Raw genomic sequence first — 22,405 nt, 5'->3', positions numbered from 1 at the left:
AAAAAGGGTCGCCAGCTTAGCACAGGGGCCCGGGATGGCAGCGCTTTGCCTGTTCGGGTGCCACACTCAGTTCTGATAGGAAAATTCTTAATTACCCAAAGGAAGCGTCTGTTAAGCTGGCGCCAAATCACTGGCGCATTGCCAGCTATCGGCGATCCAGCTTGACCGCCCCATAAAAAAACCAAATCACACCGTGCTGTCTTTTCGGGATACAACCATGGTTGCTCTTGCCCCTACACCCAAGATCAAGAACCTCGACAAGCTGTTGATGCACTGCCAGCGCCGCCGTTATCAGGCCAAGAGCAACATCATCTGCGCCGGCGACCAGTCGGACACGCTGTTCTTCATCGTCAAAGGCTCAGTCACCATCCTGATCGAAGATGACGACGGTCGGGAAATGATCATCGCCTACCTCAATGCCGGGGATTTTTTCGGCGAGCTGGGCCTGTTCGAACAAGCCGGGCATGAGCAGCAACGCAGCGCCTGGGTACGGGCCAAGGTCGAATGTGAAGTCGCGGAGATCAGCTATGCAAAATTCCGTGAGCTGTCTCAACAGGACCCAGACATTCTGTACGTGCTCAGCGGCCAGATCGCCCAACGCCTGCGCAACACTACCCGCAAAGTCGGCGACCTGGCGTTCTTCGATGTCACCGGGCGAGTGGCCCGCTGCCTGCTCGAACTGTGCAAGCAGCCAGATGCCATGACCCATCCGGACGGCATGCAGATCAAGGTGACTCGCCAGGAAATCGGGCGGATCGTCGGCTGCTCAAGGGAGATGGTCGGCCGGGTGCTCAAGGACCTCGAAGAACGCAACCTGGTCCATGTCAAAGGCAAGACCATGGTGGTGTTCGGCACCCGTTAGAGCGGCAGGAACTGCGCCAGCGTCTGCCGGCACAGGGCATCCAGGCGCTCGATGGCATTCGGCGCGGCGAATGCCTCATGCAAGGCGATATGGCTCTCGGCGCGGCAACGCTGCTCCAGGCCACAGGCCTGATTGAAACGATTGACCGCCGCCACCATGGTTTCCCGCTCGTCATCCAGCAACAGCGCGCCATGCACCAATCCAACCGGACGCGTCCCACCCTTGCTCTGGCGCCAACGCTGGGCGGTGCCGACCATCTTGCGCCCGTTGAGATTGACGTTGAACCGGCCATCGCAGAAAGCGCCCTCGACTTCACCCAGGGAGGGCTCGCCTCCCAGCTCGGAAAGCAGGTCGCAGATCGGCTGGCACAAACGGCGATAGCCGGTTTCGATCCGATTCTGATCACCCTCGCTGCGAGGCGGCGCATAAACCAGCGCGATATTGACCGTCGCCGCCGATTGCGGCACCGGCTCCCCACCGGTTTCTCGCAGCAACACCGGCCAGCCACTGGCGGCCAGCGCGTCGCAGGCCTGCTCGAACCCCGGCAAACGGCTCAAGCGTCGCGGCATCACCAAGGCCCTGTCGCTAGGCTGCCAGAACAACAAACCGTACTCCTGGTCACCGGTGCATACCTGGGCGAGCAGATCCTGTTCGGCCTGCAGGCCGGCTTCGACGGTCAGGGAAAGGGGCTGGGTCATGGCAGTAAAGGTCCTTTGCGATAGGTATAAAAAAGCCGGCGGCGCCGGCTTCTTCATCAACTCAGGTTCAGTCCAGGGTCGAACCGCTCACCGGTACGCCGCGTTCCGGGAAGAACAGGCGCTGCAGTTCCAGGCCTGGGCTCTCGGCGCGCATGAAGGCCTCGCCCACCAGGAAGGAGTAGACGTCACTGATTTCCATCAGCTCGACATCAGCCCGGTTGAGGATACCGCTCTCGGTGATCACCAGACGATCGCGCGGAATCTGCGGCAACAGATCGAGGGTGGTCTCCAGATTGACCTCGAAGGTGTGCAGGTTACGGTTGTTGATGCCCACCAGCGGCGTGTCGAGGGTTTTCAGGGCACGCTCCAGTTCGTCGCCATCATGCACTTCGACCAGCACATCAAGACCCACGCCTTTGGCCACGGCAGCCAGTTCAGCCATCCTGGCATCATCCAGCGCGGCCACGATCAACAGCACGCAGTCGGCCCCCAAGGCACGGGCTTCGACGATCTGGTACGGATCGATCATGAAGTCCTTGCGAATCACCGGCAACGAACAGGCGGCACGCGCCTGTTGCAGATAGGCATCGGCGCCCTGGAAGTAATCGATATCAGTGAGTACCGACAAGCAGGTCGCGCCGCCCTTCTCATAGCTCTTGGCGATCTCTGCCGGCACAAAATGCTCGCGGATCACGCCTTTGCTCGGCGAGGCTTTCTTGATTTCGGCGATCACCGCCGGCTGCTTGAGCCTGGCCTGGTCAAGCAGCGCCTTGGCAAAGCCGCGCGGCGCATCCGCGGCACGGGCCTGGCCTTCAAGTTCGGCCAGGCTTACTCGTGCGCTACGCTCAGCCACTTCCTCGACCTTGCGGGCGAGGATTTTTTCCAGAACCGTCGGCACACTCATCCTTCATTCTCCTGCTTGAATACCGCGGTAAAGGCACCCAACTCCTCAAGCTTCTCGCGAGCCAGCCCGGTGTGCAAAGCATCATGGGCCAGGGCCACGCCCTCTTTCAGGCTGCTGGCATGGTCCGCCGCATAGAGCGCGGCACCGGCATTGAGCACGATCATCTCCGCCGCTTTCTGCCCGTGCTCGGTCTTGCGCCGCCCCAGGGCATCGCGAATCAGCTCGAGCGATGCCGCCGGGCTTTCGACCACCAGGCCGAACAGGCTCTGGCTCTTCATGCCGAGGTCTTCGGGCTGCACCCAATACTCAGTGATCTGGTCGTCCTTCAGCTCAGCAACGAAGGTCGGCGCGGCAAGGCTGAATTCATCCAGGCCATCCTGAGAGTGCACCACCAGCACGTGCTTGCTGCCCAGGCGTTGCAAAACCTCGGCCAACGGCCGGCACAACGCCTGAGTGAACACACCCACCACCTGATGTTTCACGCCGGCCGGATTCGTAAGCGGGCCGAGCATGTTGAACAGGGTGCGCAGGCCGAGATCGCGGCGCGGGCCGGCGGCGTACTTCATGGCACCGTGATGGGACTGGGCGAACATGAAGCCGATACCGACGTTGTCGATACAGCGGGCGACCTGTACCGGCGTCAGGTTCAGGTAGATACCGGCGGATTCGAGCAGGTCGGCACTGCCGCTTTTCCCGGACACCGCGCGGTTGCCGTGCTTGGCCACCGTGCAACCGGCTGCGGCGACCACAAAGGAAGAAGCCGTGGACACGTTGAAGATGTTCGCACCGTCACCGCCGGTGCCGACCACATCGACCACACCGTCGAGGGTTTTCAGCTCGACCTTGTCCGCCAGCTCGCGCATGACCGAAACAGCGCCGACGATTTCGTCGATGCTTTCGCTTTTCATGCGCATGGCCATCATGAAGGCGCCAATCTGTGCATCGGTGCACTGGCCGGTCATGATTTCACGCATGACCTGGCGCATTTCATCGGTGCTCAGATCGAGGTGGCCGACGATACGGCTCAGGGCAGTCTTGATATCCATGGAAAGTCCTTAGCGCGTGCCGCCGCTCTGTTTGAGGAAGTTGGCGAACAGCTCGTGGCCCTGCTCGGTGAGAATAGACTCGGGGTGAAACTGCACACCCTCGATGTTCAGCGTCTTGTGGCGCAGCCCCATGATCTCGTCGACGGAGCCGTCTTCCAGCTGGGTCCAGGCGGTCAGTTCGAGGCAGTCCGGCAACGTATCGTGCTTGACCACCAGGGAATGGTAACGGGTCACGGTCAACGGATGGTTCAGACCGGCGAATACGCCCTTGTCCTGGTGAAATACCGGGCTAGTCTTACCGTGCATCACCTGCCGCGCGCGCACCACATCGCCGCCAAAGGCCTGGCCAATGGACTGGTGGCCCAGGCAGACACCCAGGATCGGCAGTTTGCCGGCGAAATGCTTGATCGCTTCGATGGACACACCGGCTTCGGTCGGCGTGCAAGGACCGGGCGACACGACGATCCGCTCAGGGTTGAGCGCTTCGATTTCAGCCACGGTCAGTTCGTCGTTGCGCACCACCTTGACCTCGGCACCCAGCTCGCCAAGGTATTGCACAACGTTATAGGTAAAGGAGTCGTAGTTATCGATCATCAGCAACATGGGGATTACAACCTCTTGAATTCACTGACTTTTAATACAGCCTTCAGTGGATTGCCCGCTGGCAGGCCCGCCGGAGGTTGCAATCACTCAACCAGCACAAGCGGAGTCGAACAGGGGTAAAGAAGGCAAAACGGTACAGGTCCGGCCGGGCCGGCAGAGAAAAGTTAGGCGCGCCAACGCCAACGGGCGTGTGCCTTAACAACTCGCATCAAGAGTTTGCTGACGATCAACACGGGGAAGGTCTCATTCATACGTTCAGGCACAGTAACTTAGCTGAGCAGAGGGTGCAATATGGCGGGGCCCGAGCCCGGATAAACAGGCGATATGGCTTATCGCCATAGCTGAAACGCAAAAGTTTTTGGTACTGTCGTTTCGTTCTCTACAACAATAAATAAAACGGACTTGCTCATGATCAAAAAGACGTTGTTCGCACCACTCACCAGCAGTCTTTTGTCTTTGGCCTGCGCTCAAGCGATCGCAGCCCCCGCCCCCTATTCCAGCTTTATCGTGTTCGGCGACAGCCTCAGCGATGCCGGGCAGTTCGTCGATCCCGGCGGCCCCGCGGGAGCCACCCAACGTTTCACCAACCGCACAGGCCCGGTCTATCTGGATGGCAGCGGGGAAGTTCGTTCCGCCAACTCGACGCAATTGCTCGGTGCCAAGCTGGGCTTCTCCGACGACCAGCTCGCCGCCTCGACCTCATCCACCCGCGCCAGCGAAGGCCTGCCTGACGGCAATAACTGGGCGGTCGGCGGTCATCGCACCGACCAGATTCTCAATTCGATTACCACCACCTCGGCCACCGGCGACCGTAGCCGTCCCGGCTATCTGCCGACCAACAATTTCCGCGCCGATCCAAACGCCTTGTATTACCTGACGGGCGGCGGCAACGACTTCCTCCAAGGCTACATCACCAGTTTCAACCAGGCCAACGCCGCGGCCGGTCGTCTGGTCGACAGCCTGCAAGCCCTGCAACAGGCCGGCGCCCGCTACATCATGGTCTGGCTGCTGCCGGATATCGGCCTGACCCCGAAGATCAACGGCGGCCCACTGCAGGAATTCACTTCCCAGCTCAGCGCCCAATTCAACACCGAGCTGGTCCGGCAGCTGCAGACGGTCGATGCGCAAGTCATTCCTCTCAATATTCCCGCGCTCTTGAAAGAAAGCTTCGCCAACCCGGCACAGTTTGGCCTGGCCACCGACCAGAACCTCACCGCCACCTGTTTCAGCGGCGATGGCTGCACGGAAAACGCCCGTTATGGCATCCACAGCGCCACGCCGGACCCGAGCAAGCTGATCTACAACGACGGGGTCCACCCCACCGAAGCCGGCCAGCGGCTGATCGCCGATTACGCTTACTCCCTGCTGGCGGCACCCTGGGAAATAACCCTGCTCCCGGAAATGGCCCAGGGCACCCTGCGCGCGCATCAGGATGAGCTGCGCAACCAGTGGCAGGCCGACTGGGAAAACTGGCAGGACGTGGGTCAATGGCGGGCGATTGTCGCCGCGGGCGGCCAGCACCAGGACTTCGACAGCCAGCGCAGCGGCGCCAGCGCCGACGGCAACGGCCTCAACCTGAACATCGGCGGCAGCTACCGGCTCGACGAGGCCTGGCGAGTCGGCGTGCTGGCCGGCGCCTATCGGCAGAAGCTCGAAGCGGGCAGCAACGACTCGGACTACAAACTCAACACCTACCTGGGCACCGCCTTCGTCCAGTACCAGCAAAACCGCTGGTGGGCCGACGCGGCAGCCACCGCCGGGCACCTGGACTACAACAACCTCAAGCGCAAATTCGACCTGGGGCCCAACGAGCGCGGGGAAAAAGGCGACACCAGCGGCGATGTCCTGGCCTTCAGTGCTCGCCTGGGCTACGACATCGCGCAGCAGGCCAGCAGCCCGTGGCACCTGTCGCCGTTCATCAGCGCCGACTATACGCGGGTCAAGGTCGACGGCTATTCCGAGGACGGCAACGACTCCACCGCGCTGACCTTCGATGACCAGAAACGCACGTCGCGGCGCCTGGGCATCGGCCTGCAGGGCAAGTACCAGATCACCCGGCAAACCCAGGTGTTCGGCGAAATCGCCCACGAAAAGGAATACGAGGACGATACCCAGAAGCTGACCATGGCCCTCAACAGCCTGCCGGATAACCGCTACACCCTCGAAGGCTATACCCCGCAGACCAACCTCAACCGCCTGAACCTCGGGGTCAGCCACAAGCTCACCCAGGACCTGGCCTTGCGCGCCAGCTACAACATCCGCAAGGACGATGACTTCACCCAGCAAGGCATCAACGTCGGGGTCAGCCTCGACTTCTGAACCGCAGGCCATAAAAAACGCTGCCTCCGTGAGGAGGCAGCGTTTTTTTATGGCTCGTTGTCCGACTCAGCTATCGGGAGTCTGCTCAGCCAAGGCCACCGCGCGGAACATCGCGCGACGCTTGTTCAGGGTTTCTTCCCATTCCAGCGCAGGCACCGAGTCGGCGACGATACCGCCACCGGCCTGCACATGCAGCTCGCCGTCCTTGATCACCGCCGTACGAATGGCGATGGCCGTGTCCATGTTGCCGTTCCAGGCGAAATACCCCACCGCCCCGCCATACACACCACGCTTGACCGGCTCCAGCTCGTCGATGATTTCCATCGCGCGGATCTTCGGCGCGCCGGACAAGGTGCCCGCTGGCAGAATCGCCCGCAGCGCGTCCATCGCGGTCAGTCCGGCCTTCAACTGGCCAGTGACGTTGGAAACGATGTGCATCACGTTGGAATAACGCTCGATCACCATCTTCTCGGTGAGCTTCACCGAACCGATCTCGGAAACCCGCCCGGTGTCGTTGCGCCCCAGGTCGATCAGCATCAGGTGTTCGGCGATTTCCTTGTCATCGGACAACAGGTCCTTCTCCAGTGCCAGATCCGCCTCTTCGCTGGCGCCGCGTGGACGGGTGCCGGCGATCGGGCGAACGGTGATCAGGTTGTCTTCGACCCGCACCAGCACTTCCGGCGAACTGCCGACCACATGGAAGTCGCCGAAGTTGAAGAAGTACATGTAAGGCGTCGGATTGAAGCAACGCAGGGCGCGATACAGGTCAATCGGCGCCGCCTTGAAATCGATGGACATGCGCTGCGACGGCACCACCTGCATGCAGTCGCCCGCCAGGATGTACTCCTTGATGGTATCGACGGCACGCTCGTAGTCACCCTGGGTAAAGCTGGAGCGGAACACCGGGTCGGCCGCCTGCTGCTTGCTGAAGTCCAGGCCAGGACGCGGGGTGATGGGCTGGCGCAGCTTCTCCAGCAACGCTTGCAGGCGTGCCTGGCCTTGCTCGAAGGCATCGTCCCGGGACGGGTCGGCGAGGACGATGGCGTGCATCTTGCCGGCGAGGTTATCGAACACCACCACGGCGTCGGAGACCATCAGCAGAATGTCCGGCACACCGATCGGATCCGGGTTCGGACATTTGCCCAGGCGCTTCTCCACATAACGCACACAGTCGTAACCGAAGTAGCCGACCAGGCCACCATTGAAGCGCGGCAGGCCCACGATGGTCGGCACCTGGTAGCGCGCCTTGAACTCTTCGACGAACGCCAGCGGATCGGCCACGTCATGGCTTTCGGTCTCGACGCCATCGACGGTGATGCTGACATGGTGGTCATGCACCCGCAGCACGGTGCGGCAGGGCAAGCCGATGATCGAATAACGGCCCCACTTCTCGCCGCCCTGCACCGACTCCAGCAGGTAGGAGTTGGGCTGGTCGGCCAGTTTCAGGTAGATCGACAGCGGCGTGTCGAAGTCAGCCAGGGTTTCGCAGGCAAGCGGGATGCGGTTGTAGCCGGCAGCGGCCAAACGCAGGAATTCTTCGCGGATCATGAGGTGCCTCGTGGCTTGAGGTTCTGACAGTCAGGTATGCAAACGCGCCGGAAGACCGGCCAGGAACAAGTCAGGCGCGCCAACGCCAGCGGGCCAGGGCCTTGATGACTTTCATCCAGAGTTTGCGAGTGACCACCACGATGGCGTTTCCAGGAGGGGATTGAACAGCGTCGGGCAACGTTATCTCAGCGGCCGGATCCAGGCAACCGGGAATTAGCTGGCGCAGATCGTCGATCACCAGGGCCGGCATTTCCTCGGCAATCGGCCGTCCGTGGTTGTAGCCATAGCTCAATGCCACGCACTTTACACCCGCGGCTTTCGCCGCCTGCACGTCGCTGCGCGAGTCACCGACGAACAGCGATTGCGAGGCAGGGATACTGGCCATTTTCATGACGAAGAACAGCGCTGCCGGGTCGGGTTTCTTCTGCGGCAGGGTATCGCCACCGATGATCCAGCGGAAATAACGGCCGATCTTCATCTGATCCAGCAAGGGCGCGACGAAACGCTCCGGCTTATTGGTGATCAGCGCCATTTCGACGCCCTGCTTGTGCAGCCATTTGAGGGTGTCGCGCACGCCAGGGTAGACCACGGTCAGTTCGTGGCCATCCTCATAGGCATTGTTGAACAGCTCCAGCCCGCGCTCAGCCTCGACATCGTCGACGCCCTGCGCCGCGATGTCGTTGGCCAGGGCCCGACGCACCAGCATCTGCACGCCGTTGCCGACCCACTCGCGCACCGCCTCGATACCGGCGGGCGGGCGCCCCAGTTTGAGCAGCATGTCGTCCACGGCCGCCGCGAGGTCGGGAACCGAATCGACCAGGGTGCCATCCAGGTCGAACATCACCAGCCGCGGCAGACGCCCCGGGAACAGCTGCTCGAAACCGCTCATGGACGGGCCAGCGCCAGTTCGGCGCGCATCTTCTCGATCACGTCCCGGTAGTTCGGCGCATTGAAGATCGCCGAGCCCGCGACGAAGGTATCGGCACCCGCGGCAGCGATTTCACGAATGTTGTGCACATTCACCCCGCCGTCGATTTCCAGGCGGATATCGCGACCGGAAGCGTCGATCAGGGCACGGGCCTCACGCAGCTTGTCGAGGGTACCCGGAATGAACTTCTGGCCGCCGAAACCCGGGTTGACGCTCATCAGCAGGACCATGTCGACCTTGTCCATGACGTACTTGAGCACGTCCAGCGGGGTGGCCGGGTTGAACACCAGGCCAGCCTTGCAGCCGCCTTCGCGAATCATCTGCAGGGAACGGTCGACGTGCAGCGTGGCTTCCGGGTGGAAGGTGATGTAAGTCGCACCGGCCTCGATGAAGTCGCCGATGATGCGATCCACCGGGCTCACCATCAGGTGGGCGTCGATCGGCGCGGTGATGCCGTACTTACGCAGGGCAGCGCAGACCATCGGGCCAATGGTCAGGTTGGGTACGTAATGATTGTCCATGACATCGAAGTGCACGATATCGGCGCCAGCGGCGAGAACATTGTCCACTTCCTCGCCCAGACGGGCGAAATCGGCGGAGAGGATCGACGGAGCAATTGCGAAGGGCTGCATGACGCACCTTTTTGAGCAGAATCACGGTGGCGCGCATTGTATACCTCATGCTTTGGCGCGCGCACCGTGACCGCGATGATCAGTAAGCCGCGCGATAGATCTTCTCTATATCGCCCGGGCTCAGTTTGCGCGGGTTGTTACGCATCAGGCGCTCGATCCCCGCGGCCTCCACCGCCATGGACGGAATGGCCTCCTCCGGCACCCCGAAGCTGCGCAGCCCCGAGGGAATCTCCACCGCGGCGCAGAGCTGGGTCATGGCCTCGACCGCTTTGTCGGCAGCCTCGGCCGCGCTCAGATGAGCGGTCTTCACCCCCATGGCCTCGGCGATATCCTGCATGCGCTCGACACAGGCCATCTTGTTCCAGGTCATGACGTACGGCAGCAGCAAGGCATTGCTGACGCCATGGGCGATGTTGAAGCGCCCGCCCAGTGGATAAGCCAGCGCATGCACCGCGCCGACCCCGGCGTTGCCGAAGGCCATGCCGGCCATCAGGCTGGCGGTGGCCATGTCTTCGCGGGCCTGCTGGTGGGCGGGATTGGCGTATGCCTTGGGCAGCGCCTGGGCGATCAGCTTGATGGCGCCAAGGGCCAGGGAGTCGGTGATGGGCGAGGCGTTGAGCGACAGATACGACTCGATGGCATGCACCAGGGCATCGACACCGCTGGCGGCAGTCACACTGCGCGGGCAGGTCAGGGTCATCTGCGGGCTGACCAGCGCCACATCCGGCAACAGGTAATCGCTGACAATGCCCTTTTTCAGCTGCGCGACCTTGTCCGAGAGAATCGCCACATTGGTGACTTCGGAGCCAGTGCCCGCCGTGGTGGGAATGGCAATCAGCGGCGGCCCCTTGCGCGGCACCTGGTCGATCCCGAACAGGTCTTCCAGCGCCCCGTGATAACCGGCGTAGGCCGCGACGCTTTTGGCGATATCGATGGCGCTGCCGCCGCCCAGGCCGATCAGCCCGTCGTGCCCACCCTCGCGGTAAACCTGCATGCAGTCTTCGACGATGGCGATTTCCGGGTCGGGCAGCACCCGGTCGAAAATCTCGTAGTCCCGCCCCCCCAGTTGTGCCAGTGCCAGCTCCACGGTACCGGACTTGACCAGCGCGGCATCGGTGACGATCAGCGGGTTATCGATATCCAGGCGGCTCAGTTCGGTGGACAGTTGCTCGATCGCGGCGGAGCCGGTGAGCAGTTTGTGGGCGATTTTGAAAGAGGAAAGACTCATGGGCGCGGCCTCTTATATAGGTGGGAGCTGGCACAAGAGTAGCTGGGGATTGAGGGTTGTCTGCTATTTCAGCGATGAATGCCGGAGCAGATCGCCCCCACGGCCGGCGCGGGAGCGATCTGTCAGTGGCGATCAGACCGGAGCGGTACGCAGTTTTTCGCTGCGGCCACGCAGCCATTCCAGGGTCAGCAGCAGAATCACCGAGAATGCGATCAGCAGTGTCGCCGCAGCGGCGATGGTCGGGCTGAGGTTTTCGCGAATACCGCTGAACATCTGCCGGGGCAAGGTGGCTTGCTCGGGGCCGGCGAGGAACAGCGTGACCACCACTTCATCGAACGAGGTGGCAAAGGCGAACAGCGCGCCGCTGATCACCCCCGGCGCGATCAACGGCAGGGTCACCCGGCGGAACGCCGTCAGCGGCGAAGCGCCAAGGCTGGCCGCGGCCCGCACCAGGTTCTGGTTGAAGCCCTGCAAGGTGGCCGAGACCGTGATGATCACGAACGGCACGCCTAGTACAGCGTGGACGATGATCAGCGAGAAGAAGCTGTTGCCCATGCCCAGGGGCGCGAAGAACAGGTAGCTGGCCACGCCGATGATCACCACCGGCACCACCATCGGCGAAATCACCAGCGCCATCACCAGCGCCTTGCCGGGGAAGTCGCCGCGGGTCAGGCCGATGGCCGCCAGCGTGCCGAAAACCATCGCCAGCACCGTGGCCGCCGGGGCGACGATGATGCTGTTCTTCAGGGCGCGCATCCATTCCGCCGAGCCGAAGAAATCGTGATACCACTGCAGCGAGAAGCCTTGCAGCGGGTACACCAGGAAGCTGCCCGAGTTGAACGACAGCGGAATGATCACCAGCACCGGCAGGATCAGGAACAACAGGATCACGCCGCAGAGAATCCGCAAGCTGTAGAACCAGACCCGCTCGACGGGCGACATGTAAGGGTTCAGCATTTCGATTCTCTCCTTAGCTCAGGCGCAGGCGACTGGCGCCCACCAGCCAGCTGTAAATCAGATACAGCACGATGGTCGCCAACAGCAGCAGGCCGCCCAGCGCGGTCGCCATGCCCCAGTTGATGCTGGTGTTGGTGTAGAAGGCGACGAAGTAGCTGACCATCTGGTCGTTCGGGCTGCCCAGCAACGCCGGGGTGATGTAGTAGCCGATGGCGAGGATGAACACCAGCAGGCAACCGGCGCCGACGCCGGCATAGGTCTGCGGGAAATACACCCGCCAGAAGCTGGCGAACGGGTGGCAGCCGAGGGAAATCGCCGCACGCATATAGGTCGGCGAGATGCCTTTCATCACGCTGTAGATCGGCAGGATCATGAACGGCAGCAAGATGTGCACCATGGAGATGTAGACCCCGGTGCGGTTGAACACCAGTTCCAGCGGCTTGTCGATCACACCCATGGCCATCAGCGCGCTGTTGATCAGGCCGCCCGATTGCAGCAGCACGATCCACGCCGCCACACGCACCAGGATCGAAGTCCAGAACGGCAGCAGCACCAGAATCATCAGCAGGTTGCTCTGGCGCGCCGGCAGGTTGGCCAGCAGGTAAGCCAGGGGATAGGCCAGCACCAGGCAGATACCGGTAATCACCAGGCCCATCCAGAAAGTCCGGGCGAAGATATCCAGGTAGATGGCCTGGTCAGGGGTCGCCGGGGCGATCTCCCCCAGGTCGTCGATCCGATGGTCGACGGCGGCCAACAGGTAGAACGGCGTCAGGTTGCTGGTGTTGCGGCGTACCGCCTGCCAGTAGGCCGGGTCGCCCCAACGCTCGTCGATGGCCTCCAGCGCTTCTTTATAGGAAGCCGGTTCCTCCTTGAACGGCAGGGCCCGGGCGGTTTTGGTCAGCAGGCTGCGATAGCCGGCCAACTCCATGTTCAGTCGCTTGGACAGATCGCCCAGGGTTTGCTGCTTGCGCGCTTCGGCCAAATCCTCGCTCAGCGCCTTGTACACCGGCTCGGCCGGCAGACCACGTCCGTCCCAACCGGCCACGGCGACCACGGTGCGCGGCATGCCTTCGACCACTTCCGGGTTACCGACGCTCTTGTACAGCAGCGCGGCGATAGGCACGAGAAACACCAGCAGCAGGAACAGCACCAGCGGCGCGATCAACGCTTGCGCTTTCCAGCGGTTGACCCGCTCGGCACGCGCCAGGCGCTGCTTGAGGCTGGGGCTGGTGACCTCGTTCAGGGGAACGCTAATGGCCATGACGAACTCCGCAAATCTTTAAACGGTAACGGCGTCACCCGCGGGTGACGCCGCCCATGCATGACGCCTTACTTGGCCGCCCACGAGTTGAAACGCTGTTCCAGTTGCTCACCGTTGTCAGCCCAGAAGCTGACGTCGATCTGCACCTGGTTGGCGATGTTTTCCGGGGTGGTCGGCATGTCTTTCAGGATGTCCTTGGCCAGCAGCGGAACCGCCTGGGTATTGGCCGGACCGTAGGCGATGTTTTCCGAGTAGGTCTTCTGCTGCTGCGGCTGCACCGAGAAGGCGATGAATTTCTTCGCCGCTTCGGCGCGGGTCTTGTCCAGGCCTTTCGGAATGGCCCAGGCGTCGAAGTCGTAGATACCGCCATTCCACACGACTTTCAGGTTGCTTTCCTTCTGTACCGCGGCGATCCGGCCGTTGTAGGCCGAACTCATGACCACGTCACCGGAAGCCAGGTACTGCGGCGGCTGGGCGCCGGCTTCCCACCACTGGATGCTCGGCTTGAGTTCATCGAGCTTCTTGAAGGCACGATCCTGGCCGTCCTTGCCGGCCAGCACCTTGTACACATCCTTGGGCGCGACGCCGTCGGCCATCAGGGCGAATTCCAGGGTGTACTTGGCGCCCTTGCGCAGGCCGCGCTTGCCCGGGAATTTCTGGGTGTCCCAGAAATCCGCCCAGCTGGTCGGCGCGGTCTTCAGCTTGTCGGCGTTATAGGCCAGGACGGTCGACCAGACGAAGAACCCCACGCCACAAGGCTGGATCGCGCCCTTGACGTAATCCTCGGGCTTGCCGAACAGCTCGGGGTCGAGCTGCTCGAACATGTCTTCGTCGCAACCGCGGGACAGCTCCGGCGACTCGACTTCCACCAGGTCCCAGGACACGCTCTTGGTATCGACCATGGCTTTGACCTTGGCCATCTCGCCGTTGTATTCGCCAGCGACGATCTTGCCGTTGCCCGCGGCTTCCCACGGGGCATAGAAGGCCTTGACCTGGGCCGCCTTGTTCGCCCCGCCAAAGGACACCACGGTCAGGTCCGGACCCGCCGCCATCGCGTGCGATGCGCCCATCAGGCCCAATGTCAAAGCGGTGAATTTCAGGGATCTCAACATTTATTGTTCTCTCCACGTGCAGGGTTGGTGAAGCAAGGGGGCGATCAATGCGCCTCTAGAAGTGGGTCGAGCGCGCGAACGTGCTCGACCTGCCAGCCAAGCGGAACCACATCGCCCACCGCCAGCTCCGGATCGAGCTCGGCAATCGGCTGTTTCACGAAGAAGTCGGTCTTGCCACAGACTTCCAGGCGAACCCGGACGTGGTCGCCCAGATAGATGAATTCCGCCACCCTCCCTGAGAAGCGGTTGACACAACTTTCGCTGGAGCCATTGAGGCTCACACGCTCCGGACGAATCGACAGGGTCACCGGCTCGCCGGTCTTGCCGACATTGACCGCCAGCGCCTCGACCTTCTCGCCGCGTCCCAGCTCGACCACGCAGCGGTCACCGCTGTGGCTGTGCAGGCGGCCGTTGAGGCGGTTGTTCTCGCCGATGAAGTTGGCGACAAAGGTGTTCTTCGGCTCTTCGTAAAGGGTCCGAGGCGGGGCGATCTGCTGGATCTCGCCCTGGTGGAACACCGCGACCCGGTCGGACATGGTCAGGGCTTCGCCCTGGTCGTGGGTCACGTAGACCACGGTCACGCCGAGGCGTTGGTGCAGGTGCTTGATTTCCATCTGCATGTGTTCGCGCAGCTGTTTGTCCAGCGCGCCGAGAGGTTCGTCCATCAGCACCAGCTGCGGCTCGAACACCAGCGCCCGGGCCAGGGCCACCCGCTGCTGCTGGCCACCGGACAGCTGCGCCGGATAACGCTGGGCGAAGGATTCAAGCTGGACCATGCTCAGCACGCGTTTGACCCGCTCGCTGATATCGGTCTTGCTCAGGCCGCGCACCGACAGCGGGAACGCCAGGTTCTCGGCCACGGTCATGTGCGGGAACAACGCATAGTTCTGGAACACCATGCCGATATCGCGCTTGTGCGGCGGCACGTTGTTGATCGCCCGCCCGGCCAGCTGGATCTCCCCGGCGGTCGGGGTCTCGAAGCCAGCCAGCATCATCAGGCTGGTGGTCTTGCCGGAGCCGGATGGCCCGAGCAGGGTAAGGAACTCGCCTTTGCGAATGTCCAGGTTGAGGTCTTTGACGATCAGGTTTTCGCCGTCGTAGCTCTTTTGCACACCACGGAAACTGACCAGTACATCACTCGTCCCAGCGCTTGAATCGACCTCGCTCATACCCACACCTTTTGTTTTTTGACGGCTGTGGACTAAGCCTAGTGGAGGCCACAAGCCGCGCAAATCGGGGGGTATGAGAGATTGGCCTCAGCCGGATGGAAGGTTCCTTGTAGGAATCCCCCTACAAGGATGGCGCGATTGGACAAGTCCCGGCACAAGCCCGGCGAGGATCATGGCCATAAGCCGGTTTTCGTGTCGCAAATAGGTACGTGTAGCCGCTGCCGCAGGCTGCGATCGAGGGCGAAGCACTCGTGATCCAGGCAGCGCGATTGAGCTGAAAATCCTCAGGGCCAGGTTTAGCGACAGCTGCGCTGTCGATCGCAGCCTGCGGCAGCGGCTACAGATCCATTCAGAGCAGCTTGTGCTCCATCGCGTACTTCACCAGCTCGGCCAGGGAGGTGATGTTGAGCTTCTGCATCAGCCGCGCCTTGTGGGTACTGATGGTCTTGCTGCTCAAGGCCAGCTGTTGGGCGATATCGTTGACGTTGGCACCCTGGGCCAGCCGTTCGAACACGGAAAACTCGCGCTCCGACAGCAGGGAATGCAGGGGCCGGGTGTCCGTCAGGCCGACTTCGAAGACCATCCGGTCGGCCAGCTCCGGGTCGATATAACGCCCGCCCGCCGCCACCTTGCGGATCGCCGTCAGCAGCAGCGCCGGGTCGCTGTCCTTGGTGGCATAACCGGCCGCCCCCACCTTCAGCGCCCGGGCCGCCATCTGCGCCTCGTCATGCATCGACAGCACCAAGATCGCCGGCGGATTGTTCAGCGCGCGGATCCGCGGGATCGCCTCCAGGCCGTTGACGCCAGGCATGGAAATATCCAACAGCACCACCTCGCAAGGCACGTGGCGCAGGGTTTCCAATAGCTGCTCGCCATTGCTCGCCTCCCCCACCACCGTCAGGTCCTTGGCCAGGCCGATCAACTGCTTGATGCCTTCGCGAACGATGGTGTGGTCTTCGGCTACCAGTACACGGATCACAGCTCGTACCTCTTCTTATTGGTAATGATCTCTGCAGCAGTGAATCTGCTCGCGCCTACAGGTCCAGCGGCACAGTCACGCTCAGGGTGGTGCCTTCGCCCAGCTGACTGTCCAGGCTCAGGCTACCGCCCATGATCAGCACCCGCTCGCGCATGCCCACCAGGCCGAAGGACGTCGGCCGCCCGGTCTCGACCACGAAACCCTGGCCGTCGTCGCTGATGGTCATGCACAGTTGGTTCTGCTCGAGGCTCAGGGTCAGTTCGACAGTATGCGCCTGTGCATGGCGCATCACGTTGGTCAGCGCCTCCTGGAGGATGCGGAACAGACCGATGGCCTTGGCGTCGCTGAGCACCGGCAGATTGTCGGGCACCTGCACCAGGCAAGGAATCTGCGTGCGCGCCTCGAAACGCCGCGCCTGCCATTCGATGGCCGACGCGATCCCGGCATCGAGAATCGGCGGGCGCAAGGCCGTGGCCACATCGCGCACCAACTGGAACAACTGGGCGATCAGGCGCTTCATGCTGTTCAGGCGTTCGTGCAGCCCCGGATCGAGCTGCGCGTAGGCCAGCTCGCACATCGAGGTCTCCAGCTTGAGCACGGTGAGCATCTGCCCCAACTCGTCGTGCACCTCCCGGGCGATGCGGGCCTTTTCCTCTTCGCGCACGCTTTCCAGATGCGCCGACAGCTCGCGCAGTTGTTCGCGCGAACTGGCCAGCTCCAGTTCGATGCGCTTGCTTTCGCTGATGTCCCAGACGATGCCGTCCCAGACATAGGCGCCGTCCTCAAGCTGGCGAGTGATGGCTTTGATTTCCGCCCAGCGCTGTTCGCCCTGGCGGGTCAGGATCCGCCCCTGCCAGGACCAGTCGCTGTCGGTGTCCAGGGCATGGTCCTGGGTCTGGTGATAACTGGCCCGGTCCTCAGGATGCACCAGGCTGCGCAGCCCTATGTCGCGGTGGCTGAGGGTCGCCGGGGAATAACCCACCAGGCTCTCGCTGCCTTCGCTGATGTAGGCGAAATCGATCTGCCCGGTCACCGGTGCCCGTTCCAGGCGGAACACCAGCCCCGGCACATTGGCGGCGATCCCCTGCAATCGCGCCTCGCTTTCCTGCAGGGCGGCCAGGGCGCGACGACGCTCGGTGACGTCTGTGAGGTAAACCACCAGGTACTCGCCATCGCGAAAACGCAGAAAGCTCAGCGACACATCGGCCGGCAGGATGCTGCCATCGGCGCGGACACACTGGGTCTCGAAGCTGGGCGGCGCGTCCTCGCTGGCCCGGGCGCGCTTCCACAGGCCAAGCCAGCGGTCCATGTGCAGGTTGGGTTCGAAGTCGCTCAACGGCCGGTCGACCACCGCCCCCGGCGCATAGCCCAGCATGCTTTCGGCCGCGCGATTGGCGTAGCGCACATGGCTGTCCCAGTTGACCCAGAGAATGCCCACCGTGCTCTGGTCGATGGAAAACTGGGTCAGGCGCAAGGCTTCTTCACTGGCCTCGCGCCGGGCCAGGTCCTCGCGGGTGGTCAGCAGCCGCTGCTCGAGCGTCTGTTGCTGGCGGCGCTGCCAGATAACGATGGCCATGCTCGCCAACAGCAGCACGGCCAGCAGCAGGCTGAGGTTCTGCCAGAAACCGCGGGACTCGCTCAACCGCGGATACTTGGGCTGCAGCCAGCGATTATGCAACTGCTCCAGGTCCTTGGCGGCGATACCGTGCAAGGCGCGCTGCACGATGTCCGCCAGCTCGGGCCAATCGCGCCGGGTCGCCACCCGCAACAGTTGCGGCAGGCCGATATCGCCCACCACCGCCAGGCCGGCGAACTCCGGCTCCGCCGACAAACGACTGAGCTGCGCTTCATCGATCACCGCATAACGCGCCTGCTGGCTGAGCAGCAATTGCAGGGCCTGGCGCTCCAGGGGCACGCCCTGCAGATTGAGGTTGGAATAGGTCGCCCGCAGGTAGTCCGCCACCGCACTGGGCATGCGCACCGCCACGCGGGTCTGGCTGTCGAGCTTTTCCAGCTCCACCGCGCCAGCGCCCTTCTGCTCGCCGACCACCAGTTGCGGCACGCGCATATAGGGGTCGGAAAACTGCCAGAGCCGCAGACCGGCCGGGGTCTGGCTCAGGCCCGGGGCCATATCCACTTCACCGGCACGCACCGCCGCCTCCAGTTGCGCCTGATCGGCAAAGTTGCGCCAGCTCAGCTCGACCTTCATCGCCTGGGCCAGCCACTGCATCAGTTCGATATTGGCGCCGGACAAGCGTTGCAGCCGTCGGTCGTACTGGGCATAGGGAGCCTGGAGCACCACGCCGACCCGCAATTCCCGGTGCTGCTCCAGCCACTGCTGTTGTGCGGGGCTCCACTGCGCCTGGGCGATATGTGGCGCAGGCACCGCCCGGGCCATCAAGGGAAGGCAGATACAGCCGATAACCAACAGGCAGCGAAAACGCATCATCTGAAGTCTCACACACTGACAAATACTGACCAACCCATTAGGCTGCCGGGATTACTTCTGGCCTGGAATAACCGATGTCCCTTGTCCACCGCACGGCACTGCCCGCATTGTGCCTGTCGCTGATCCTGCCTTGTGCCTTTTCGGTCGAGGCCGCCGATCCGCAAGCCGCCCCGGCAGAACAGCCTGCCGCGGAAAAACCGGCCGAACGCCAGCCGCTCCTTGAGCGTAGCCAGGAAGATGCAGCGGCCCTCGAACGAGTCCTGCCATCCAGCGAACAACAGTCACTGCAAGCCGGCAGCGAGAGCTTTCTGGCCCTGTGGAAACCCGCCAACACCAGCGACCCCAAAGGCGCGGTGATTATCATCCCGGGCGCTGGCGAAACCGCTGACTGGCCTCAGGCAATCGGCCCTTTGCGCAACAGATTGCCGGATGCCGACTGGAGCAGCCTGAGCCTGACCTTGCCCGACCTGCAGAGCGATGCGGCGCAACCGCGCATCGTCGAGGCCGAACCTGCGCCCGCGACCGCCGACACTAGCAGCAAAGATGCCGCCACGGCAGCGCCCAAACCGATCGAACAGGCCGCCGGTGGCGAAGCCGAGATCGCCGATCGCGCGGTGGTGGAGAGTAGCGAAGAACAGGCCAAGGCCGACGCCGAGCGGATTTTTGCCCGTATCGACGCCGCGGTGACCTACGCCCAGCAGCAGAACGCCCGCAGCATTGTGTTGCTGGGTCATGGCAGCGGCGCCTACTGGGCCACGCGCTACCTGAGCGAAAAGCAGCCGCCGGAGATTCAAAAGTTGGTGCTGGTGGCTGCCCAGACCCCGTCCATCGGCAAACCCGGACTGGCGGAACTGACGCCGACCCTGAAGCTGGCGACCGCCGATTTTTTCTACAAGGACAACGCGCAGGCTCGCAAGAACGCCCTGGAACGCCTGCAGGCGAGCAAGCGCCAGAAGAACGCCAACTTCACCCAGGTCTCGCTCAACGCCCTGCCGGGCAACAGCACGGCTGAAAACGAGCAACTGTTCAGACGCGTACGCGGCTGGCTGAGCCCGCAACCCACGCAAGACTGAATCCCGCCGCGCCCGGTCCCGCTCCTGTTTTTGGCAAGGTGCGGGGCCGGGCGTGGGGCATTCCCCTCTAGCGAATCTCTCTAACGCATCCCTCTAACGAGTCTCTCTAACGAAAGTCCCGACGCTCGCGGATCAGTGCGTAAGCGCTGTGCAGCTCGCGGGTTTTCTCCGTGGCTTCACGCACCTGCAAGGGGCTTGCGCCGCTGCCGGCAATCTTGTCCGGGTGATGGCGACTGAGCAGGCGCCGGTAGGCGCGCTTGATCTGCGACGGCTCGCTGGTCGCCGAGACACCGAGCAGGCGCAACGCGTCCTGATAGGTGCCACTGCTGTTGGCCAACGGCTTTTTGCTCGGCTCGTAGTCCGCCGCCAACGCCTGCACCTGCTGCACAGTCCAGCCCAGCCACTTGCCCCAAAGCTGGATCAGCTCGCGCTCGGAGGGGCTGGCCCGGCCATCGGCCCAGACCATCCGCCAGCAAGCGCGCAACACACCCTCGGCAGCATGAGGCTGCGTCGCCAGGCGTCGCAGGTAGCCCCGTAGCCGATCGTTACCCGACTTGCCCCGATTGAACGCGGCAATGGCGCGGCGCTGCGCGGCTTCGCTCATGTCCAGCGAACGCATTTCCAGACGCGCCTGCTGGATATGCCCATCGACCACCCGGCCATCGCTTTTCGCCAGCCGCCCCAAGAGCACGAACAGCAGTTCATCGTTGCGCAGCGCCGGTCGACCGCCCAGACGCTCACGCACCTGGGCCCAGCTATGCAATTGCAAACGCCGGTCCAGCGCCTGTCCCAGCAACGCTCCCAGCATGGCCCCCGGGATACTGGCTATGGCAAAGCCAGCCCCGGCTCCGATCAGAGTCCCTGGCCACAACATATCAACGACTCGCTTCTAACAAGGTTTCGACTTCCGCCAGACGCTCATGGGTGCCGACATCGACCCAGTGTCCCTGCAAACGCTCGCCACTGACCTGTCCATCGGCCATGGCCTTGCGTAGCAGGGGCGCCAGCTTGAACGCACCCGGTGTGCAGCCCTGGAACAGGTCCGGGTGCAACACCGCGATGCCGCTGTAGGTCAGGGTCTGCGCGCCCGGCTCGGCGTCCCGCACCCGGGCATCGCTGAGGATGAAATCCCCGGCGGTGTGATGAGCCGGGTTGTCCACCAGCACCAGGTGCGCCAACGCATCCAGCGGACGGTTCAACGAGCGGAAATCGTAATCGGTCCAGACATCGCCATTGACCACCACAAAAGGCTCGTCGCCCAGCAAGGGCAAGGCGCGGAAAATACCGCCGCCGGTTTCCAGCGGCTCGCCCTCCGGCGAATAGCGGATGCTCAAGCCGAAGCGCGAACCATCTCCCAGATGATCTTCGATCTGCTGCCCCAGCCAGGCGTGGTTGATGACGATTTCGGTAAAGCCCGCCCGGGCCAGTGCCCTCAGGTGGTACTCGATCAGCGGCACACCGGCGGCGCGGATCAATGGCTTGGGCGTGGTCAGGGTCAAGGGGCGCATCCGTTCGCCCTTGCCCGCGGCCAGAATCATTGCCTTCATACACAGGCTCCGACCGGTTGACGCAGGCTGGCCAACAGTTCACCCAACTCCGCCAGCTCCGGCCGACGGGCCAGGACGGCCTCTATATAAGCGAAGAAACGCGGCACGTCGCCCAGGTAACGGGGCTTGCCGTCGCGGTGGCAGATCCGCGCGAAGATCCCGATCACCTTGAGATGGCGCTGTACGCCCATCAGGTCGCTGGCGCGCAGGAAATCCTCGAAATCGGGTTGTACCGCGATACCGAGCCGGGACGCTTGCTGCCAGTAGTCCTCCAGCCAACCGCGCACCCGCGCTTCGGGCCAGCTGAGAAAAGCATCCTTGAACAGGCAGGTGACGTCATAGGTTACCGGGCCGTAGACCGCGTCCTGGAAATCCAGCACGCCCGGATTGGGTTCGCTGAGCATCAGGTTGCGCGGCATATAGTCACGATGCACCAGCACCTTGGGCTGGGCCAGGGCGCTTTCGATCAGCAGCTCGCTGACCCGCTGCCATTGGCCGCGCTGGCGCTCATTCAGCTCGACGCCCAGCTCGCGCCCCACGTACCACTCGGGGAACAGTTCCAGCTCACGGCGCAGCAAAGCGACGTCATAACTGGGCAACGGCGCATCCATCGGCAACTGCTGGAAAGCCAGCAAGGTTTGCAGCGCATCCTTGAACAGAGCGTCGGCATTTTCGCCGTCGATCACGTCCAGATAGGTCTTGTTGCCCAGGTCATTGAGCAAAAGAAAGCCGCGCGGCAAATCTTCTGCATAAATTTTCGGCACATTGGTTGCGGATTTTGCCAACAGATGGGCGATATCCACGAAGGGTTTGCAGTTTTCCTGGGGCGGTGGAGCATCCATCACGACAAAGCTGCGGCCTTCGCCTTCCCAGCGGAAATACCGCCGGAAACTCGCGTCGCTACTGGCCGCGGTCAATGTGGCCAGGGGCACGGGGCCCCATCCGTTGGAGGCATAAACAATCGACAACTGCTCATCGAGCCAAACTTTCAGGTGTTGCAAGCGTACATCTTGGTCAGGCATTGCAAGGGTCTCCGACGGCGCTAGCCGTCAAGCGGGTCATGCTTTATTATCCAGCATCTTTTTCAGAC

Annotated in this window: 20 protein-coding genes; 3 read left to right on the top strand and 17 right to left on the bottom strand. The window is 62.8% G+C overall.

Translation table 11 applies throughout. From position 1 onward, the window contains the following. The first annotated feature begins 217 nt into the window (after positions 1-217). Entirely contained in the window at positions 218-862 is a 645-nt protein-coding gene (gene crp / locus AC07PQ_RS18175) for a cAMP-activated global transcriptional regulator CRP (protein ID WP_007930174.1), read from the top strand. Here the strand turns inward: crp and AC07PQ_RS18170 are convergent. The 4 genes from AC07PQ_RS18170 to AC07PQ_RS18155 all read right to left on the bottom strand — a co-directional run bounded on the left by AC07PQ_RS18170 (position 859) and on the right by AC07PQ_RS18155 (position 4,113). Continuing rightward, on the bottom strand, positions 859-1,560 hold the full coding sequence (locus AC07PQ_RS18170) for a lipoate--protein ligase family protein (RefSeq protein ID WP_493186008.1): 702 nt from the start codon (positions 1,558-1,560) through the stop codon (positions 859-861). The two genes, crp and AC07PQ_RS18170, sit on opposite strands and share 4 nt — an antisense overlap. A gap of 67 nt (positions 1,561-1,627) precedes the next feature. Then, a complete protein-coding gene (trpC, locus tag AC07PQ_RS18165; protein ID WP_493186007.1) occupies positions 1,628-2,464 on the bottom strand; it encodes an indole-3-glycerol phosphate synthase TrpC in 837 nt (278 codons plus the stop codon). Further along, on the bottom strand, positions 2,461-3,510 hold the full coding sequence (gene trpD, locus AC07PQ_RS18160) for an anthranilate phosphoribosyltransferase (protein WP_007930171.1): 1,050 nt from the start codon (positions 3,508-3,510) through the stop codon (positions 2,461-2,463). Before trpD ends, trpC begins: the two co-directional genes overlap by 4 nt. Before the next feature lie 9 nt (positions 3,511-3,519). Beyond that, positions 3,520-4,113 carry an aminodeoxychorismate/anthranilate synthase component II gene (locus tag AC07PQ_RS18155; protein WP_007930170.1) on the bottom strand — a complete coding sequence of 198 codons (594 nt, stop codon included), beginning with the start codon at positions 4,111-4,113 and terminating at the stop codon, positions 3,520-3,522. A 408-nt stretch (positions 4,114-4,521) separates the two neighbouring features. Here AC07PQ_RS18155 and estP point away from each other — a divergent pair, with 408 nt between their 5' ends. Further along, positions 4,522-6,432 (top strand): esterase EstP, encoded by a 1,911-nt coding sequence (estP, locus tag AC07PQ_RS18150; protein ID WP_493186006.1) that lies wholly within the window; start codon positions 4,522-4,524, stop codon positions 6,430-6,432. A 66-nt stretch (positions 6,433-6,498) separates the two neighbouring features. Here estP and trpE read toward each other — a convergent pair whose 3' ends face one another. The 10 genes from trpE to AC07PQ_RS18100 form a co-directional block, all read right to left on the bottom strand. Next, positions 6,499-7,980 (bottom strand): anthranilate synthase component I, encoded by a 1,482-nt coding sequence (gene trpE / locus AC07PQ_RS18145; protein WP_493186005.1) that lies wholly within the window; start codon positions 7,978-7,980, stop codon positions 6,499-6,501. A 70-nt stretch (positions 7,981-8,050) separates the two neighbouring features. Beyond that, positions 8,051-8,869, bottom strand: coding sequence for a phosphoglycolate phosphatase (locus AC07PQ_RS18140; protein WP_007926157.1), 819 nt, complete (start codon positions 8,867-8,869; stop codon positions 8,051-8,053). Next, positions 8,866-9,540 (bottom strand): ribulose-phosphate 3-epimerase, encoded by a 675-nt coding sequence (gene rpe, locus AC07PQ_RS18135; RefSeq protein ID WP_007926156.1) that lies wholly within the window; start codon positions 9,538-9,540, stop codon positions 8,866-8,868. Before rpe ends, AC07PQ_RS18140 begins: the two co-directional genes overlap by 4 nt. Before the next feature lie 79 nt (positions 9,541-9,619). Then, a complete protein-coding gene (locus AC07PQ_RS18130; protein WP_493186004.1) occupies positions 9,620-10,768 on the bottom strand; it encodes an iron-containing alcohol dehydrogenase in 1,149 nt (382 codons plus the stop codon). A gap of 132 nt (positions 10,769-10,900) precedes the next feature. Next, positions 10,901-11,725, bottom strand: coding sequence for an ABC transporter permease (locus AC07PQ_RS18125; RefSeq protein ID WP_493186003.1), 825 nt, complete (start codon positions 11,723-11,725; stop codon positions 10,901-10,903). 13 nt (positions 11,726-11,738) lie between these two features. Then, the gene (locus tag AC07PQ_RS18120) at positions 11,739-12,986 is read right to left on the bottom strand and encodes an ABC transporter permease (RefSeq protein WP_007926153.1); all 1,248 of its coding nucleotides are present in this window, start codon (positions 12,984-12,986) and stop codon (positions 11,739-11,741) included. Between the two features lie 68 nt (positions 12,987-13,054). Beyond that, a complete protein-coding gene (locus AC07PQ_RS18115) occupies positions 13,055-14,098 on the bottom strand; it encodes an ABC transporter substrate-binding protein (protein ID WP_007926152.1) in 1,044 nt (347 codons plus the stop codon). Between the two features lie 44 nt (positions 14,099-14,142). Beyond that, entirely contained in the window at positions 14,143-15,267 is a 1,125-nt protein-coding gene (locus AC07PQ_RS18110; RefSeq protein WP_007926151.1) for an ABC transporter ATP-binding protein, read from the bottom strand. Between the two features lie 349 nt (positions 15,268-15,616). Next, entirely contained in the window at positions 15,617-16,246 is a 630-nt protein-coding gene (locus AC07PQ_RS18105; RefSeq protein WP_007926150.1) for a response regulator, read from the bottom strand. Between the two features lie 55 nt (positions 16,247-16,301). After that, positions 16,302-18,695 (bottom strand): PAS domain-containing sensor histidine kinase, encoded by a 2,394-nt coding sequence (locus AC07PQ_RS18100; RefSeq protein ID WP_493186002.1) that lies wholly within the window; start codon positions 18,693-18,695, stop codon positions 16,302-16,304. 74 nt (positions 18,696-18,769) lie between these two features. Here AC07PQ_RS18100 and AC07PQ_RS18095 point away from each other — a divergent pair, with 74 nt between their 5' ends. After that, positions 18,770-19,768: an alpha/beta hydrolase family protein gene (locus tag AC07PQ_RS18095; protein WP_493186001.1), complete on the top strand. Its 999-nt coding sequence runs from the start codon at positions 18,770-18,772 to the stop codon at positions 19,766-19,768. Between the two features lie 106 nt (positions 19,769-19,874). On the opposite strand, the gene AC07PQ_RS18090 is transcribed toward AC07PQ_RS18095, so the two are convergent. The 3 genes from AC07PQ_RS18090 to AC07PQ_RS18080 are packed head-to-tail and all read right to left on the bottom strand — an operon-like array spanning position 19,875 to position 22,337. Next, on the bottom strand, positions 19,875-20,642 hold the full coding sequence (locus tag AC07PQ_RS18090) for a TerB family tellurite resistance protein (protein WP_053262871.1): 768 nt from the start codon (positions 20,640-20,642) through the stop codon (positions 19,875-19,877). A 1-nt stretch (position 20,643) separates the two neighbouring features. Next, on the bottom strand, positions 20,644-21,315 hold the full coding sequence (murU, locus tag AC07PQ_RS18085; RefSeq protein WP_062824430.1) for an N-acetylmuramate alpha-1-phosphate uridylyltransferase MurU: 672 nt from the start codon (positions 21,313-21,315) through the stop codon (positions 20,644-20,646). Then, positions 21,312-22,337 (bottom strand): aminoglycoside phosphotransferase family protein, encoded by a 1,026-nt coding sequence (locus AC07PQ_RS18080; protein ID WP_150053380.1) that lies wholly within the window; start codon positions 22,335-22,337, stop codon positions 21,312-21,314. The genes murU and AC07PQ_RS18080 overlap by 4 nt, the downstream gene beginning before the upstream one ends. Positions 22,338-22,405 lie beyond the last annotated feature (68 nt).

Source organism: Pseudomonas sp. GW821-FHT09E12 (genome assembly GCF_059416085.1).
The sequence above is the reverse complement of the archived record's forward strand: the minus strand, read 5'-3'. Positions and strand labels throughout refer to the sequence as shown.